Origin of the sequence: Sphingomonas sp. SFZ2018-12 (assembly GCF_022496715.1) — a bacterium.
Lineage (GTDB): Bacteria > Pseudomonadota > Alphaproteobacteria > Sphingomonadales > Sphingomonadaceae > Sphingomonas.
Map to the genome: position 1 here is coordinate 866892 of NZ_WTFM01000001.1, position 14679 is coordinate 881570.

Here is a 14679-nt window from a genome sequence, read left to right on the forward strand (position 1 = left end):
GGGGGAGAACCGACATGACCGTGACGCTGAAAACCGTCGTCAGTGACTTGTACCATAACCGTGCAAAGGGCGTCGGGGGCGGGTTCGGCGAACTCGGCGCGCGTGCGATTTCGGAAGAAGCCGTCATCTCGGCACCGCATCACCTGAAGACGCTGGCACAGCCGGCGATCTTCTCGTTCAACATGAAGAATTTCAGCTTCGTCATCGACGTGACGCGCTCGACGAAACCCGCGTCGAACGGGTCCGCGCTCTTTTTCGAAGATGGCCAGTCGACAATGGCGACGATCACGCGGGCGCACCGCATCGTTGGCGGGGGCGGCTATTCGGGCTGTATGTACAGCGTCTACAAGGCGCCCGGCGGCGAGTTCAAATGCGTACACACCGCCCGCCCGTCAGGGGCGGACGCCGACAAATATCTCAACGAGTTGCGTACCTATGCCGGGCTTCAGGGGTGGACGCTGGTCCATGAAGTCCCGACGGTCGGCCTGATCGACGGCAACTGCACGACCGTGTTCTGTCTCACGCGGGTGAGCTACACGATCAACCCCGTCGTCGTCCGTACGGTGAGGCTGGGGCTCGACCGCACCGGATTTTCAGTCACGCGCCATCGTTGGAACACGCCGGCACCCTGACGGGGCCGGCGGGCCGGCGGATCAGCGCTGATTCACCGGCACGTAGTCGCGCTGCGTCGGGCCAGTATAGAGCTGGCGCGGGCGACCGATCTTCTGCTCGGGGTCGGAAATCATCTCGTTCCATTGCGCGACCCAGCCGACGGTGCGGGCAAGCGCGAATAGCGCGGTGAACATCGTGGTCGGGAAGCCGATTGCCGACAGGATGACGCCCGAATAGAAATCGACGTTGGGGAACAGCTTCTTCTCGATGAAATAGCTGTCGTTCAGCGCCATTTCCTCAAGCTGCAGCGCGACTTCGAACACGGGGTCGTTGACCTTCAGCGCGGCGAACACTTCGCGCACCGTCTGTTGCATCACCGTCGCGCGCGGATCGTAATTCTTGTAGACGCGGTGGCCGAAGCCCATCAGGCGGAACGGGTCGTCCTTGTTCTTCGCGCGCGCGATATATTCGGGAATGCGCTCGGGCGTGCCGATCTCGCGCAGCATGTTGAGCGCGGCTTCGTTGGCGCCGCCATGCGCCGGACCCCACAGGCAGGCGATGCCGGCCGCGATGCACGCAAAGGGATTGGCACCCGACGATCCGGCCAGCCGCACGGTCGAGGTCGACGCGTTCTGCTCATGGTCGGCATGGAGGATGAAGATGCGGTCCAGCGCCTTTTCGACCACCGGATTGACGTCATAATCCTCGGCCGGAACGCCGAAGGTCATGCGCAGGAAGTTGCCGGTGTAGGACAGGTCGTTCTTCGGATAGAGAAACGGCTGGCCGACCGAATATTTGTACGCCATCGCCGCGATCGTCGGCATCTTGGCGATCAGCCGGTGGCTGGCGATCAGCCGGTGGCGCGGATCGGTGATGTCGGTCGAGTCGTGGTAGAAGGCGCTGAGCGCGCCGACCACGCCGCACATGATTGCCATCGGGTGCGCGTCGCGACGAAAGCCGCGATAGAACATCGCCAGCTGCTCGTGCAGCATGGTGTGGCGGGTGATCGTGTAGGTGAACTCGTCCAGTTCCTGCTGGTTCGGCAGCTCGCCGTTGAGCAGCAGATAGGCGACCTCGGGAAAGGTCGAATGCTCGGCAAGCTGGCCGATCGGGTAACCGCGATGAAGCAGCACGCCTTCGTCGCCGTCGATATAGGTCAGCCCCGATTCGCAGCTCGCGGTCGAGGTGAAGCCGGGATCGTAGGTGAACATGCCCGTCTGGGCATAGAGCTTGCGGATGTCCACGACCTGGGGGCCGACCGAACCGGCGACGACCGGATATTCGACGTCCTTGCCCGGAACCTGCAGCTTCGCAGTGTCACCCATATCGCATCATCCTTTCAAACTAACGGCTGGCCGGGGCCGCCATCTGATCGGCGATCCGGCCAAGGCTTTCCGTGCGGCCCAGCAGGACCAGCACGTCGAAGATCGGCGGCGAGGTCCGCCGCCCGGTGAGCGCCGCGCGCAGCGGCTGGGCCACCGCGCCCAGCTTGACCTGTGCCTGCTCGGCGACGGCGCGGATCGCGGCCTCGGTCGTCTCCGTATCCCACGTGGCGAGCGCGTCAAGCGCCGCATGTGCAGATGCGAGCAAGATCGCGGCATCGCCGGCCAGCAGCGGCGCGGCGTCGGCGTCGATCGCCAGCGGACGCGTGCGGAACAGGAACGCCGCGCCGTCGGCCAGCTCGTCGAGATTGGTCGCGCGCGGCTTCAGCACCGGCATCGTGCGCACCAGCAGGTCGCGTTGCGCGGCGGCCAGCGGCGCGGGCAGGCGCGCCTCGACCAGGTCCGCCAGCCGTGCATCGTCGGCGGCGCGGATATAGTGACCGTTCAGGTTCTCCAGCTTCTTGAGGTCGAACCGGCTGGGCGATCGCCCGACATTGGCGAGATCGAACAGTTCGACCGCGCGGGCCCGGTCGATGATCTCCTCGTCCCCGTGACCCCAGCCGAGGCGCAGCAGATAATTGCAAAGCGCCTCCGGCAGCATGCCCATTTCGTCGCGATAGGCCTCGACCCCCAGCGCACCGTGGCGCTTCGACAGCTTGGCGCCGTCCGCGCCATGGATCAGCGGGACGTGCGCATAGACCGGCTCCGGCCATCCCATCGCGCGAATTACGCCGAGCTGGCGGAAAGCGTTGTTCAGGTGATCGTCGCCGCGGATGACGTGCGTGACGCCCATGTCATGATCGTCGACCACGACCGCCAGCATATAGGTCGGCGTGCCGTCCGACCGCAGCAGGACGAAATCGTCGATCTCGGCATTCTGGACCGTGACGTCGCCCTGAACCCGGTCGGCGATCGTCGTCGCGCCGTCGTGATCGGCCTTCAGCCGGACGACGAACGGCGCGCCCGCAGGGGCGTCGGCGGGATCGCGGTCGCGCCAGCGGCCGTCGTAGCGGATTGGCTGACCCGCCGCGCGCTGGGCCTCGCGCAGTTCGGCGAGTTCCTCGGGCGTCGCGTAGCAGCGATAGGCGGTGCCGGCGGCCAGCATCTGGTGCGCCACCTCCGCATGGCGCGCGGCACGGGCGAACTGAAAGACCGGATCGCCGTCCCAGTCGAGCCCGAGCCAGCGCATCCCGTCGAGGATCGCGTCGATCGCCGGCTGCGTCGAGCGTGCCCGGTCGGTATCCTCGATCCGCAGCAGGAAGCGGCCGCCATGGTGGCGGGCAAAGAGCCAGTTGAACAGCGCAGTGCGCGCGCCGCCGATGTGCAGGAACCCGGTCGGGGACGGCGCGAAGCGCGTGACGATGTCCGTGGTGGATGCGGTGGTGCCGGCCGGGCGGCCGGTATCTTCGGTTGCGCTCAAACGCGCATACTCCCAAGCTGGATAATCGATGGCCAGGATAGCCGCGACCGCCCCTAGCATGGCCCCCGCGCCGCTTCAAATCGGCGGCGGCGGGTGGACTCGACGCCGCTTGAACGGACTGGAGGCACGGCTGGAGGCCGAGCGCGGGCAACTGCCCCTGTGGCTGCCCGTGGCGCTCGGCGGCGGCATCTCGGCCTGGTTCCTGCTGCCTGACCCGATCGCCTGGTGGGGCTTTGGCGGGCTGATGGCCGCGCTTGCCCTGGTTGCGATCGCATGGGGTGGGGGCGGGCGGGCACCGCGCGTGCTGGCAGCGGGGGCAGTCGCCGCACTGGTCGGGTGCGCGCTGATGGGGTGGCGGGCCGACCACGTCGCCGCGCCCGTGCTGGCGCGACCTTCGGTGGTGACGATCGATGGCCGGGTCGATCGGGTGGAGCCGCTGCCCGCGCGCGAGATCGTCCGACTGCGCATCGCGACGCTGCCGGGGTCGGGCCTGCCGCCGCGCCTTCGCGTCAACGTGGCCGACACGGATTTGCCCGCCGATGTGCGACGCGGCGCGCGGGTCCGCCTGCGCGCACGGCTGGTGCCGCCGCCCCCCGCCGGAGTGCCCGGAGGCTATGATTTTGCGCGCGTCGCCTGGTTCGAGGGATTGGGCGCGACCGGGCGGGCATTGGGGCGCGTGGCGCTCGTCACCCCCGGCGCGGACGCGGGTGCGCCGCTTCGCGATCGACTGTCGGCGCATATCCGCAGCCGGCTGCCGGGCAGCGGCGGCGGCATTGCCGCGGCGCTCGCCACCGGGGACGAAGGCGGCATCGCCGACGACGATGCCGAGGCGATGCGGCGGTCGGGCCTGGCGCACCTGCTGTCCGTCAGCGGCCTTCACGTGACCGCGGTGGTGGGCGCGACGATGCTCGTCATGCTCCGCCTGCTCGCGCTCAGCCCGTGGCTCGCGTTGCGCGTGCGCTTGCCGGTCGTGGCGGCGGGCACGGCGGGGCTGGCGGCAATCGGCTATACCTGGCTGACGGGCGCGGAGGTGCCGACGGTGCGGTCGTGCATCGCCGCCCTGCTGGTGCTCGCCGCCTTGGCGATCGGGCGGGAGGCGATCACGCTGCGGCTGATCGCGGCGGGCGCGACGATCGTGCTCCTCATCTTTCCCGAAACGCTGGTCGGCCCGAGTTTCCAGCTCAGCTTCGCCGCCGTCACCGCGATCGTCGCGTTGCACGAGCATCCGCGCGTCCAGGGCTGGTTCGCGCGGCGCGAGGAGAGCGGCGCGCGCCGGTTGGTCCGTGCGCTCGGCACGACGCTGCTGACCGGGTTGGCCGTAGAGGCGGCGCTGACGCCGATCGCACTGTTCCATTTCCACAAGTCCGGGCTGTACGGCGCGCTCGCCAATATCATCGCCATCCCGATGACGACGTTCGTCATCATGCCGGTCGAGGCGATGGCGCTGATCGCCGACACGATCGGCCTGGGCGCGCCCTTCTGGTGGATCGCGGGCGTCGCGCTCGACCTGTTGCTCGCGATCGCGCACGCCACCGCCAATGCGCCCGGCGCGATCGCGACGCTGCCGTCGATGCCCGCCGGGGCCTTTGCCGCGATGATCGCCGGCGGGTTGTGGCTGATGCTGTGGCGGACCCGCTGGCGACGCTGGGGGGCCGTGCCGCTGTTGATCGGCGCGGTATGGGCGTTGGGGACGCCGCCGCCCGATCTGGTCGTGACCGGCGACGGCCGCCATCTGGCGCTGCGCACGGATGACGGCGGCCTGGCGCTGCTGCGCGCGCGATCAGGCGACTATGTCCGCTCGATCCTGGGTGAGGCGAGCGGCGTCGACGGCGCGGCGGATGCGCTCGATACCCATCCCGCCGCGCGATGCAACCGCGACCTGTGTGTGGTGGAGCATCGCGAAGGCGAACGACGCTGGCGGATCGCCGCGACGCGCAGCAGCTATCTCGTGCCCATCGCCGAGATCGTCCGGCTGTGTCGCGATGTCGACATCATCGTCAGCGAGCGCCGGTTGCCGCGTCGCTGCACGCCGCGCTGGCTGAAGCTGGATCGCGGGACACTGGCGCGAACCGGCGGGGTCGCGATCGCGTTCGGCGCGGGCCGGGTGACGACGGTGCGCCGGCCCGGCGATCGCCATCCCTGGCTCGACCCTGCAACGGTGCAACGGCCGCGCGTGACCTCACGCCCTCGGCGTTCTTCCGGTCAGTAGCGACGCAGCAACCCGGCAAGCCGCCCCTGTACGCGCACCTGGTCGGGACGGTAACGTTGCGGATCGTAGCTGCGATTGGCCGGATCGAGCCGGATCATCGCGCCCTCGCGACGGAAATATTTGAGCGTGGCCTCATTCTCGTCGATCAACGCCACGACGATCTCACCGTCGCGCGCGGTCTCGGTCCGACGCACCAGCGCATAGTCGCCATCGAGGATGCCGGCCTCGACCATCGAATCGCCCGCGACTTCGAGCGCATAATGATCGCCCGCGCCCAGCAACGCGGCGGGCACCGGCAGCATCTGCTGCCCCTCCATCGCCTCGATCGGCACGCCGGCCGCGATCCGGCCGTGGAGGGGAATTTCGATCACGTCGTTGGCGGGGGCTGGCCGCTGCGGTGCCTGGCTCGGCGGGGTACCCGTGGCGGCCGCGCCCTTGCCCTTCTTGGCTTCCGGTCGCTCGGGCATCCGCAGCACTTCGAGCGCGCGGGCGCGATTGGGCAGGCGGCGGATGAAATGGCGTTCCTCCAGCGCGCTGATCAGCCGGTGCACGCCCGACTTCGACTTGAGGTCGAGCGCCTCCTTCATCTCCTCGAACGACGGCGACACCCCGGTTTCGGCGAGGCGATCCGAGATGAAACAGATCAGTTCATGCTGCTTGCGCGTGAGCATCGGGGTTCTCCGTCGGAACAGACCCGGAACTTTTAGGAAACGCGGGGAACGCTGTCAAGCACCCGCGGGCGCGAGCGGCAGGATTTCCACCGAGTCGCCGGGCGCAGCGGCCGGAGCGTCGGGCGCGCGCACGATCAGGCAGTCCGCGTCGGCGAGCGCGTGGAGCATCGAGCTGTCCTGTCGCGCCGGCTCGACCACAATGCCGTTGACGCGCATTGCGCGTCGATAGTCCGCGCGTGGCCCGTTGGGAGGCAGGGCGACCCCCAGCATCGCGGTCGTCATCGCCGGGAACGGATCGCGCGCGCCCAGCCGTGCCCGGATCAGCGGCAGGACGAACAGCGTCGCGGTGACGAATGCGGAAACCGGATTGCCGGGCAGGCCGATCGCCACCATCGCGCCGCGCGTGCCGGCCATCAACGGCTTGCCCGGCCGCATCGCGATCCGCCAGAAATCGAGCGTGACACCCGCCGCCGCCAGCGCCGGGCGGACCAGGTCATGGTCGCCGACCGACGCGCCGCCGCTGGTGACGAGCAGGTCGGCGTCGACCGTGCCGAACGCCGCGGTCAGCGTATCGAGATCATCGGGCAGGATGCCGAGGTCGATCAGGTCGACGGGCAGGTTGGCCAGCATCGCGGCAAGCATCACCCCGTTGCTTTCGGGCAGCTGCGCCGGGCCGATCGGATCGCCGGGCCGCACCAGTTCATTGCCGGTCGCCGCGATCGCGACGCGCAGCCGGCGATGGACGGGCAGGGTGGCGTGACCCGCGATCGCGGCGAGCGCGATACACGGTGGGGTCAATTGCGCGCCCGCCGCGATCAGCGGCGCGCCCGCGACGAAGTCCAGCCCGCGCGGCCGGATGTTCGCGCCGATGGCAGCCGGACCTTCGCCGCTGAGCTTGAGCCGGTCACGCTCGCGCAGCGCCTCCTCCTGCACCAGCACCGTGTCCGCCCCGGCGGGCACGGGCGCGCCGGTGAAGATCCGCACCGCCTGACCGATGCGGACCTGCCCCGTGAAGGGCGCGCCTGCCGCGCTTTCCCCGACGATCCGGAGCGGTGCCCCCAGATCGGCGAAGCGCAACGCATAACCGTCCATCATCGCCAGGTCGCTCGCCGGCTGGGTGCGCGCGGCCTGCACCGGGGCGGCGGCCCAGCGCCCGGCCGCGGCGTGCAGGGCGGCGTGTTCGACGGGCGTCGGTCCGGCGAGTGCGAGCAGGCGGCGCTGGGCTTCGGCAACGGCCAGCGGCGCGGGATTTGGAGGAGCGGCGTTCATCGCCACGTGCTCTAGCGGGTTTGACCCCTGAGAAAAGCGGCGTCGGGCGATTTCGCCGATCGTTTCTCAGCCGCTTTCGATCAGTCTGACCGGATTAAACGTCTGGACGAATCCGCAAGCCGGCGCAATCCTTCGCGGCAGAGAGAGACCAAGTTCCCAGAGCAAAACTGCAGGATTGGAGAAGCCATGAACGTCGAATCGAAATGCCCGATCCACGGCAATCACATGGACGGCGCGGCCGTCCTGTTCGGCATGACCAACCGGCTTTGGTGGCCGAACCAGCTCGATCTTTCGATCCTCAACAAGAATTCTCCACTCGTCGACCCGATGGGCGAGGATTTCGATTATGTCGCCGAGTTCAAGGCGCTGGATCTCGCCGCTGTGAAGGCGGACATCACCGCGCTGATGACCGATTCGCAGGAATGGTGGCCGGCCGATTTCGGTCATTACGGTCCGCTGTTCATCCGCATGGCGTGGCACGCCGCGGGTACCTATCGCATCGGTGACGGGCGCGGTGGCGCGGGTGCCGGGCAGCAGCGTTTCGCCCCGCTCAACAGCTGGCCGGACAACGCCAATCTCGACAAGGCGCGGATGCTGTTGTGGCCGGTCAAACAGAAATATGGTCGGGCGCTCAGCTGGGCGGACCTGCTGGTACTCGCCGGCAATGTCGCGCTCGAATCGATGGGTTTCCGGACGGCGGGCTTCGGCGGCGGCCGCGCCGACGTGTGGGAGCCGGAAGAGGACGTCTATTGGGGACCCGAGCGCGAATGGCTGGCCGATACCGGCCGCTATTCGGGCGAGCGCGAGCTGGAAAACCCGCTGGGCGCGGTGCAGATGGGGCTGATCTACGTGAATCCCGAGGGCCCGAACGGCAATCCCGATCCGGTCGCCGCCGCACACGACATCCGCGAAACCTTTGGCCGCATGGCGATGAACGACGAGGAAACCGTCGCGCTGATCGCGGGTGGCCACACCTTTGGCAAGACGCACGGGGCGGCCAATCCGGGCGAATATGTCGGCCCCGAGCCGGAGGGCGCGGCGCTCGAGCTCCAGGCGCTGGGCTGGGCGAACAGCTACGGCAAGGGCAATGCCGAGCACACCATTACCAGCGGCCTGGAAGTCACCTGGACACAGGAGCCGACCAAATGGTCGAACCTCTATTTCAAGAACCTGTTCGAGCATGAGTGGGAGCTGACCAAGAGTCCTGCCGGCGCGCACCAGTGGGTCGCCAAGGATGCGGTCGCGGATATCCCCGACGCGCACCTGCCCGGCGTGATGCACAAGCCGACGATGCTGACGACCGACCTGTCGCTGCGCTTCGACCCGGAATATGGGAAGATCTCGCGCCGCTTCTACGAAAACCCGGACCAGTTCGCCAAGGCGTTCGCGGAAGCCTGGTACAAGCTGACCCACCGCGACATGGGTCCGATCAACCGGCTGGTCGGGCCGGAAGTCCCCGCCGAACCGCGCATCTGGCAGGACCCGGTGCCGGCGGTCGATCACCCGCTGATCGACGCGGGCGATATCGCGACGCTCAAGCAGAAGCTGCTCGACAGCGGGCTGTCGATCTCGCGCCTGGTCAAGACCGCGTGGGCCTCGGCGGCGAGCTATCGCAATTCGGACAAGCGCGGCGGCGCAAATGGTGCGCGCATCCGGCTCGCGCCGCAGAAGGACTGGGCGGTCAACGAGCCGGCGGAGCTCGCCCAGGCGCTGGCGGTGATCGAGCGTATCCAGGCTGAGTTCAACGCGTCGGCCGCGGGCGGCAAGCGGGTCAGCATCGCCGACCTGATCGTGCTCGGCGGCTGTGCGGCGGTCGAGGCAGCGGCAAAGAAGGCCGGTCATGACGTGACCGTGCCGTTCGCGCCGGGCCGCACCGATGCGACCGACGCAATGACCGACGCGGACTCGTTCGAGCCGCTGGAGCCGAAATTCGACGGCTTCCGCAACTATGCCGCGCACAAGCCGGTGCGGACGCTGGAGGAGAACCTGGTCGACCGTGCCAATCTGCTCGCGCTGACCATGCCCGAAATGACTGCTTTGGTCGGTGGCCTGCGCGTGCTGGGTGCCAATCACGGCGACAGCAAGCATGGGGTGTTCACCGACCGGGTCGGCGCGCTCAGCAACGACTTCTTCGTCAACCTGCTCAATTCGAGCTTCGCGATGAAGTGGGAACCTTCGGCGGAATCAGAGGACATCTTCGTCGCCCGCGACCGCAAGACCGGGGAGGCCAAATGGACCGGCACCCGCGTCGACCTGGTGTTCGGCTCCAACTCGGTGCTGCGCGCGCAGGCGGAGGTCTATGCCGAGGGCAGGTCGGAAGCGCATTTCGTCAACGCTTTCGTCAAGGCGTGGGCGAAGGTGATGAACACGGATCGCTTCGATCTCGCCTGAGTTTCGCGGCTGGGAAAGACAGGCCCTCGGCAGCGATGCCGGGGGCCCTTTCTTTCGGGGCAGTTGGGGCTGCGTTTCTCGACTTCGCTCGAAACGAACGGATGGCGCGTTAACGGCAAAGGCCCGATCGTTTCGAACGAAGTCGAGAAACGCGCTGCACCGACCACCGCCCATCAGTCCCCCGCCCGCGTGCGGGAGAGGAAAGGGTGCTTCGCGTTACGGTGCCCGCCAATCCCCGGACTTGCCGCCGCTTTTGGCGACCAGCCGCACCCCGCCGATCACCATGCCCCGGTCGAGCGCCTTGGCCATGTCGTAGAGGGTGAGCAGCGCCACCGACACCGCGGTCAGTGCCTCCATTTCCACGCCCGTCTGGCCTTCGGTCGTCGCCGTCGCACGCACCGCGATGCCGCGATCGTCAACCTCGAAATCGATCGTCACGCCGGACAGCGGCAGCGGGTGGCACAGCGGGATCAGCTCGCTGGTCTGCTTGGCCGCCATGATGCCGGCGACGCGGGCGACCGCGATGACGTCGCCCTTCGGCACGCGGCCCTCGCGGACCGCAGCGAGCGCATCCGCACCCATGTCGATGCGCCCTTCGGCGACCGCCTCGCGCCGCGTCACTGCCTTGCCCGACACATCGACCATCCGGGCGTTGCCATCGGCGTCGAGATGGGTGAGCCCCGCCATGTGCTCAGCCACCGATCAGCGCGCGGGTGGCGGCAGCAAGGTCGGATTGGCGCATCAGGCTTTCTCCGACCAGGAAGCAGCGGATGCCGCGTTCGGCCAGCCGGTCGCAATCGTCGCGAGTGGCGATACCGCTTTCGGCGACGAAGGTGCAGCCGGGCGGGGCCAGGTCGATCAGCCGCAGTGTGTTGTCGAAATCGACCTCGAACGTCTTCAGGTTGCGGTTGTTGACGCCGATCAGTCGTGACCTGAGCCCGGCAGCGCGCGCCATTTCCTCGGCATCGTGCACCTCGACCAGCACGTCCATACCGTGCGCGAACGCCGTCGCCTCGATCTCCGCCATTTGCGCATCGTCGAGCGCGGCGACGATGATCAGGATCGCGTCCGCGCCCAGCGCGCGCGCCTCGACCACCTGCCACGGGTCGATCATGAAATCCTTGCGCAGCACCGGCAGGTCGCATGCCGCGCGCGCGGCGACCAGAAAGTCGTCATGGCCCTGGAAAAACGCCTCGTCGGTCAGCACGGAAAGGCAGGCGGCACCTCCAGCGGCATAGTCGCGCGCATGCGCCGGCGGATCGAAGTCGGCGCGGATCAGCCCCTTTGACGGGCTCGCTTTCTTGATCTCGGCGACCAGGCCATAGCCGGTGGCGGCGCGGGCATCGAGCGCGGTGCGGAAGCCGCGTGGTGGATCCTGAGCGGCGATGCGCGCGTCGAGCTCGGCAAGCGTCACGCGCGCGCGCCGTTCGGCGACCTCCGCCGCCTTGTGCTCCAGGATACGCGCGAGAATGGTGCTCATGCGTTGGCGATCCAGCAGTCGAGAAGCGCGTTCGCAAGGCCGTTGTCGAGCAACTCGCCGGCTTCCTCGGCCCCGGCCGCAAGCGTTTCGACCCGCCCGGCGACCATCAAAGCCGCCGCCGCGTTGAGGGTCACCGCGTCGCGATAGGCACCGGCTTCGCCCTGCAGCAACGCCCGCAGCGCCGCCGCATTGTGCGCAGCATTGCCGCCACGCAGCGCGCTGAGCGGATGGCGGGGCAGGCCGGCATCTTCGGGCGTGATCCGCTCGGGCAGCCGGGCGGCGCCGACATTGACCGCGACGCTCGGGCCGGCGGTCGACAGCTCGTCCAGCGCGTCCTCGCCCGCCACGATCGCCGCCGCCTCCGCGCCCAGCGTTGCGAGCGCGTCGGCATAGACCGGCGCATAGTCGGGCCGAGCGATGCCGATCAGCTGGCGGGTGACGCCCGCCGGGTTGGCGAGCGGGCCCATCAGGTTGAAGATCGTGCGCCGGCCGATCGCCCGGCGGATCGGCGCCAGCCGCCGCAGGGCGGGGTGATGGTGCGCCGCGAACAGGAACCCGATGCCGATTTCGGCCAGCGTCCGTTCGGCGCTCCGGCTCGCGCGATCGAGGTCGAGGCCGAGTGCCTCGAGCGTGTCCGCAGCCCCCGCCATGGACGACGCGGCGCGGTTGCCGTGCTTGGCGACCGGCACGCCCGCCGCCGCGACGACGATCGCGACCGCGGTCGACACGTTGAGCGTGTGATGCCCATCGCCGCCGGTCCCGCAGACGTCGATCGCACCGGCGGGCGCGGCAATGGGGAGCATCCGGGCGCGAAGCGCGCAGGCGGCTGCCGCGATCTCGATCGCGCTTTCGCCCCGTTCGGACAGGTTGACCAGGAACGCGGCGATCTCCGCGTCGGCGACCTCGCCGTCGAGAATAGCGGCGAACGCGGCGGCGGCCGCGTCGCGCGACAGCGGCGCCGAGGGATCGGGCAGCGCCGCGATCACGCGCATTCCCGCTCGATCCCGGCAAGTGTCAGGAAATTGGCCAGCATGTCGTGCCCATGTTCGGTCGCGATGCTTTCGGGGTGGAACTGCACGCCGTGGATGGGCAACTCGGCGTGGCGGAACCCCATGACGCTTCCATCCTCTGCGGTGGCGTTGACGATCAGGTCGTCGGGGATGTCGCGCACGATCAGCGAGTGATAGCGCGTCGCGGTGAACGGGGAGGGGAGGCCGGCGAACAGCCCCGTCCCGTCGTGCAGCACCGGGCTGGTCTTGCCATGCATCAGCCCGCCGCGCACGACTTCGCCGCCAAAATGCTGGCCGATCGCCTGATGGCCGAGGCAGACGCCGAGCAACGGCTTGCGCTGCGCCGCGCACGCCGCGACCAGGTCCAGGCTAATGCCCGCTTCGTTGGGGGTGCAGGGGCCGGGCGAGATCAGGAATGCCTGTGCGTTGCTGGCAATCGCTTCCTGCGCGGTCAGCGCGTCGTTGCGCACGACCTTCACCTCCGCGCCCAGTTCCATCAGATAATGGACCAGGTTCCAAGTGAAGCTGTCGTAATTGTCGATGACCAGGATCATGGCATCGCCATAGCGCAGGTGCGGCGGCGCGCAATCGGGCGATGGCGCGCGCTCAACTGCGATAGTCCGCGTTGATGGAGATATAGCCGTGCGTCAGGTCGCAGGTCCACACGGTGGCGCGCCCGTCGCCCAGCCCCAGGTCGACCCCGATCTCTACCTCGTCACCCGCCAGGTGCGCGGCGACGGGGGCCTCGTCATAGCCCTCGACCGCCAGGCCGTTCATCGCCACCTGGGTCGCGCCGAAGCGGATGGCGAGGCGGTCGCGCTCGGCCGGCTCGCCCGCCTTGCCGACTGCCATGACGATGCGCCCCCAATTGGCGTCGCCGCCTGCGATGGCGGTCTTGACCAGCGGCGAATTGGCGATCGACAGCGCGACCGTACGGGCGCTCGCGTCGCTGACTGCGCCCTCGACCGTGATTGCGATGAACTTGCTCGCGCCTTCGCCGTCGCGGACGACCAGATGCGCGAGCTGGAGGCACAGGTCGGCGATGGCCGCGCGCACCGCGTCGGCACCCGGATCGTCATCGCCGGCGATCGCGGGATTGCCCGCCGCGCCGGTGGCAAAGGCGAGCACCGTGTCGCTGGTCGACGTATCGCCGTCGACGGTGATGCAGCTGAAGCTGCGGGCATTGGCATCGTCGAGCGCACGCTGGAGGAACCCCGCCTCGATCGCCGCGTCGGTGAACAGGAAGCCGAGCATCGTCGCCATGTCGGGGGCAATCATCCCCGACCCCTTGATGATGCCGACGAAGCTGACGCGCCGGTCGCCGATCATCGCGTGGGTCACCGCGGCCTTGGGAAAGGTGTCGGTGGTGCCGATTGCGTCGGTCGCCGCGCGCCAGTCGCACGGTTCGGCGATGAAGGCGGCGTCGAGGCCCGCTTCGGCGCGGTCGATCGGCAGCGGCACGCCGATCACGCCGGTCGAGGCGACGAAGATGTCCGACGGCTGGCAGGCGAGATGTGCGGCGGCGCGCGCCGCGATCGCCTCGACCGCGGCGCGGCCGCGATTGCCGGTGAAGGCATTGGAGTTACCGGCATTGACCACCAGCGCCCGCGCCCGGCCGAGTGGCAGCGCTTGGCGGCACCATTCGACCTCGGGCGAGGGGCAGCGGCTTTGCGTGGTTACGCCGGCCACCGTCGTGCCGGGCGCGAGCGTGACGAAGGTCAGGTCACAGCGGTCCCATGCCTTGTAGCGCGCGCGCGCCACGCGCGGGATCACCCCGGCGACTTGCGGCAGGTCGGGAAAGGTCGCGGGCGCGAGCGGCGAGCGGGGATGAGTCATGGCGCGATCCATGTTGTGTCGGCGCGCGAAGATCAACGATGGAGTTGCGCGCGCGATTTTTGTTCGACGCCGCCGCCGCCGCACCCTATGTAGCGGCCACGCTTATGAACGCGCTGCTCATCCTATCCGCTCTGTTCGCCGCCCTGACCGGCGCGATCGGCAGCGCGCGCGTGCCCGAGGTGCGTCAGGTGGAGGCTGTGGCCGCGGTCGCTGCGCGTGCGGCACAGATCGTGTCCCCGGCGCGCAGCGCGGCGCTTCCCCTTCCCGCGCAAGGCTATGGTCCCTTGCGCGCCGACGTCGGGATTTCGGTCCCCGCGATCCGGCTTCGCCCGGTCGCCGCGATCCGCGGCGAGCGCCGCCGCGAATAGCGCGCGCTCGTTGCGCGCCCGCAACCAACCG

Annotated in this window: 13 protein-coding genes; 4 read left to right on the forward strand and 9 right to left on the reverse strand. The window is 68.9% G+C overall.

The genetic code is table 11. The annotated features are described in order from the left end of the window. Positions 1-14 precede the first annotated feature (14 nt). Entirely contained in the window at positions 15-632 is a 618-nt protein-coding gene (locus GO308_RS04025; protein ID WP_066481141.1) for a hypothetical protein, read from the forward strand. Positions 633-653: 21 nt separating this feature from the next. On the opposite strand, the gene GO308_RS04030 is transcribed toward GO308_RS04025, so the two are convergent. Next, positions 654-1937, reverse strand: a complete 1284-nt coding sequence (locus tag GO308_RS04030; protein WP_066481139.1) for a citrate synthase — start codon at positions 1935-1937, stop codon at positions 654-656. 19 nt (positions 1938-1956) lie between these two features. Next, positions 1957-3414 carry a glutamate--tRNA ligase gene (gene gltX, locus GO308_RS04035; protein ID WP_066481194.1) on the reverse strand — a complete coding sequence of 486 codons (1458 nt, stop codon included), beginning with the start codon at positions 3412-3414 and terminating at the stop codon, positions 1957-1959. Between the two features lie 58 nt (positions 3415-3472). Between gltX and GO308_RS04040 the strand changes: the two genes are divergently transcribed. Further along, positions 3473-5623, forward strand: a complete 2151-nt coding sequence (locus GO308_RS04040; RefSeq protein ID WP_240883950.1) for a ComEC/Rec2 family competence protein — start codon at positions 3473-3475, stop codon at positions 5621-5623. Here the strand turns inward: GO308_RS04040 and lexA are convergent. Continuing rightward, a complete protein-coding gene (lexA, locus tag GO308_RS04045) occupies positions 5617-6294 on the reverse strand; it encodes a transcriptional repressor LexA (RefSeq protein ID WP_066481811.1) in 678 nt (225 codons plus the stop codon). The genes GO308_RS04040 and lexA overlap by 7 nt on opposite strands. Positions 6295-6348: 54 nt before the next feature. Next, positions 6349-7563 carry a molybdopterin molybdotransferase MoeA gene (locus tag GO308_RS04050; RefSeq protein WP_240883952.1) on the reverse strand — a complete coding sequence of 405 codons (1215 nt, stop codon included), beginning with the start codon at positions 7561-7563 and terminating at the stop codon, positions 6349-6351. Between the two features lie 186 nt (positions 7564-7749). Here GO308_RS04050 and katG point away from each other — a divergent pair, with 186 nt between their 5' ends. Further along, entirely contained in the window at positions 7750-9954 is a 2205-nt protein-coding gene (gene katG, locus GO308_RS04055) for a catalase/peroxidase HPI (RefSeq protein WP_240883954.1), read from the forward strand. Positions 9955-10170: 216 nt separating this feature from the next. Here the strand turns inward: katG and moaC are convergent, their stop codons facing one another. The 5 genes from moaC to argJ are packed head-to-tail and all read right to left on the reverse strand — an operon-like array spanning position 10171 to position 14280. Then, positions 10171-10641, reverse strand: a complete 471-nt coding sequence (gene moaC / locus GO308_RS04060; protein ID WP_240885196.1) for a cyclic pyranopterin monophosphate synthase MoaC — start codon at positions 10639-10641, stop codon at positions 10171-10173. A gap of 4 nt (positions 10642-10645) precedes the next feature. Next, on the reverse strand, positions 10646-11434 hold the full coding sequence (trpC, locus tag GO308_RS04065; RefSeq protein WP_240883956.1) for an indole-3-glycerol phosphate synthase TrpC: 789 nt from the start codon (positions 11432-11434) through the stop codon (positions 10646-10648). Beyond that, positions 11431-12426 (reverse strand): anthranilate phosphoribosyltransferase, encoded by a 996-nt coding sequence (gene trpD / locus GO308_RS04070; protein WP_240883957.1) that lies wholly within the window; start codon positions 12424-12426, stop codon positions 11431-11433. The genes trpC and trpD overlap by 4 nt, the downstream gene beginning before the upstream one ends. Further along, positions 12417-12998, reverse strand: a complete 582-nt coding sequence (locus GO308_RS04075) for an aminodeoxychorismate/anthranilate synthase component II (RefSeq protein WP_066481798.1) — start codon at positions 12996-12998, stop codon at positions 12417-12419. Before GO308_RS04075 ends, trpD begins: the two co-directional genes overlap by 10 nt. A 52-nt stretch (positions 12999-13050) precedes the next feature. After that, positions 13051-14280, reverse strand: a complete 1230-nt coding sequence (gene argJ, locus GO308_RS04080) for a bifunctional glutamate N-acetyltransferase/amino-acid acetyltransferase ArgJ (protein ID WP_240883959.1) — start codon at positions 14278-14280, stop codon at positions 13051-13053. Positions 14281-14318: 38 nt separating this feature from the next. Here argJ and GO308_RS04085 point away from each other — a divergent pair, with 38 nt between their 5' ends. Continuing rightward, on the forward strand, positions 14319-14648 hold the full coding sequence (locus GO308_RS04085) for a hypothetical protein (RefSeq protein WP_240883961.1): 330 nt from the start codon (positions 14319-14321) through the stop codon (positions 14646-14648). The last annotated feature ends 31 nt before the right edge of the window (positions 14649-14679 follow it).

Coding starts and splice junctions, on each gene's coding strand:
- GO308_RS04085 (WP_240883961.1), top strand. CDS start 14,319: ATGGAGTTGCGCGCGCGATTTTTGTTCGACGCCGCCGCCGCCGCACCC.
- argJ (WP_240883959.1), bottom strand. CDS start 14,280: ATGACTCATCCCCGCTCGCCGCTCGCGCCCGCGACCTTTCCCGACCTG.
- katG (WP_240883954.1), top strand. CDS start 7,750: ATGAACGTCGAATCGAAATGCCCGATCCACGGCAATCACATGGACGGC.
- trpC (WP_240883956.1), bottom strand. CDS start 11,434: ATGAGCACCATTCTCGCGCGTATCCTGGAGCACAAGGCGGCGGAGGTC.
- GO308_RS04040 (WP_240883950.1), top strand. CDS start 3,473: ATGGCCCCCGCGCCGCTTCAAATCGGCGGCGGCGGGTGGACTCGACGC.
- GO308_RS04050 (WP_240883952.1), bottom strand. CDS start 7,563: ATGAACGCCGCTCCTCCAAATCCCGCGCCGCTGGCCGTTGCCGAAGCC.
- GO308_RS04075 (WP_066481798.1), bottom strand. CDS start 12,998: ATGATCCTGGTCATCGACAATTACGACAGCTTCACTTGGAACCTGGTC.
- GO308_RS04025 (WP_066481141.1), top strand. CDS start 15: ATGACCGTGACGCTGAAAACCGTCGTCAGTGACTTGTACCATAACCGT.
- lexA (WP_066481811.1), bottom strand. CDS start 6,294: ATGCTCACGCGCAAGCAGCATGAACTGATCTGTTTCATCTCGGATCGC.
- trpD (WP_240883957.1), bottom strand. CDS start 12,426: ATGCGCGTGATCGCGGCGCTGCCCGATCCCTCGGCGCCGCTGTCGCGC.
- moaC (WP_240885196.1), bottom strand. CDS start 10,641: ATGGCGGGGCTCACCCATCTCGACGCCGATGGCAACGCCCGGATGGTC.
- GO308_RS04030 (WP_066481139.1), bottom strand. CDS start 1,937: ATGGGTGACACTGCGAAGCTGCAGGTTCCGGGCAAGGACGTCGAATAT.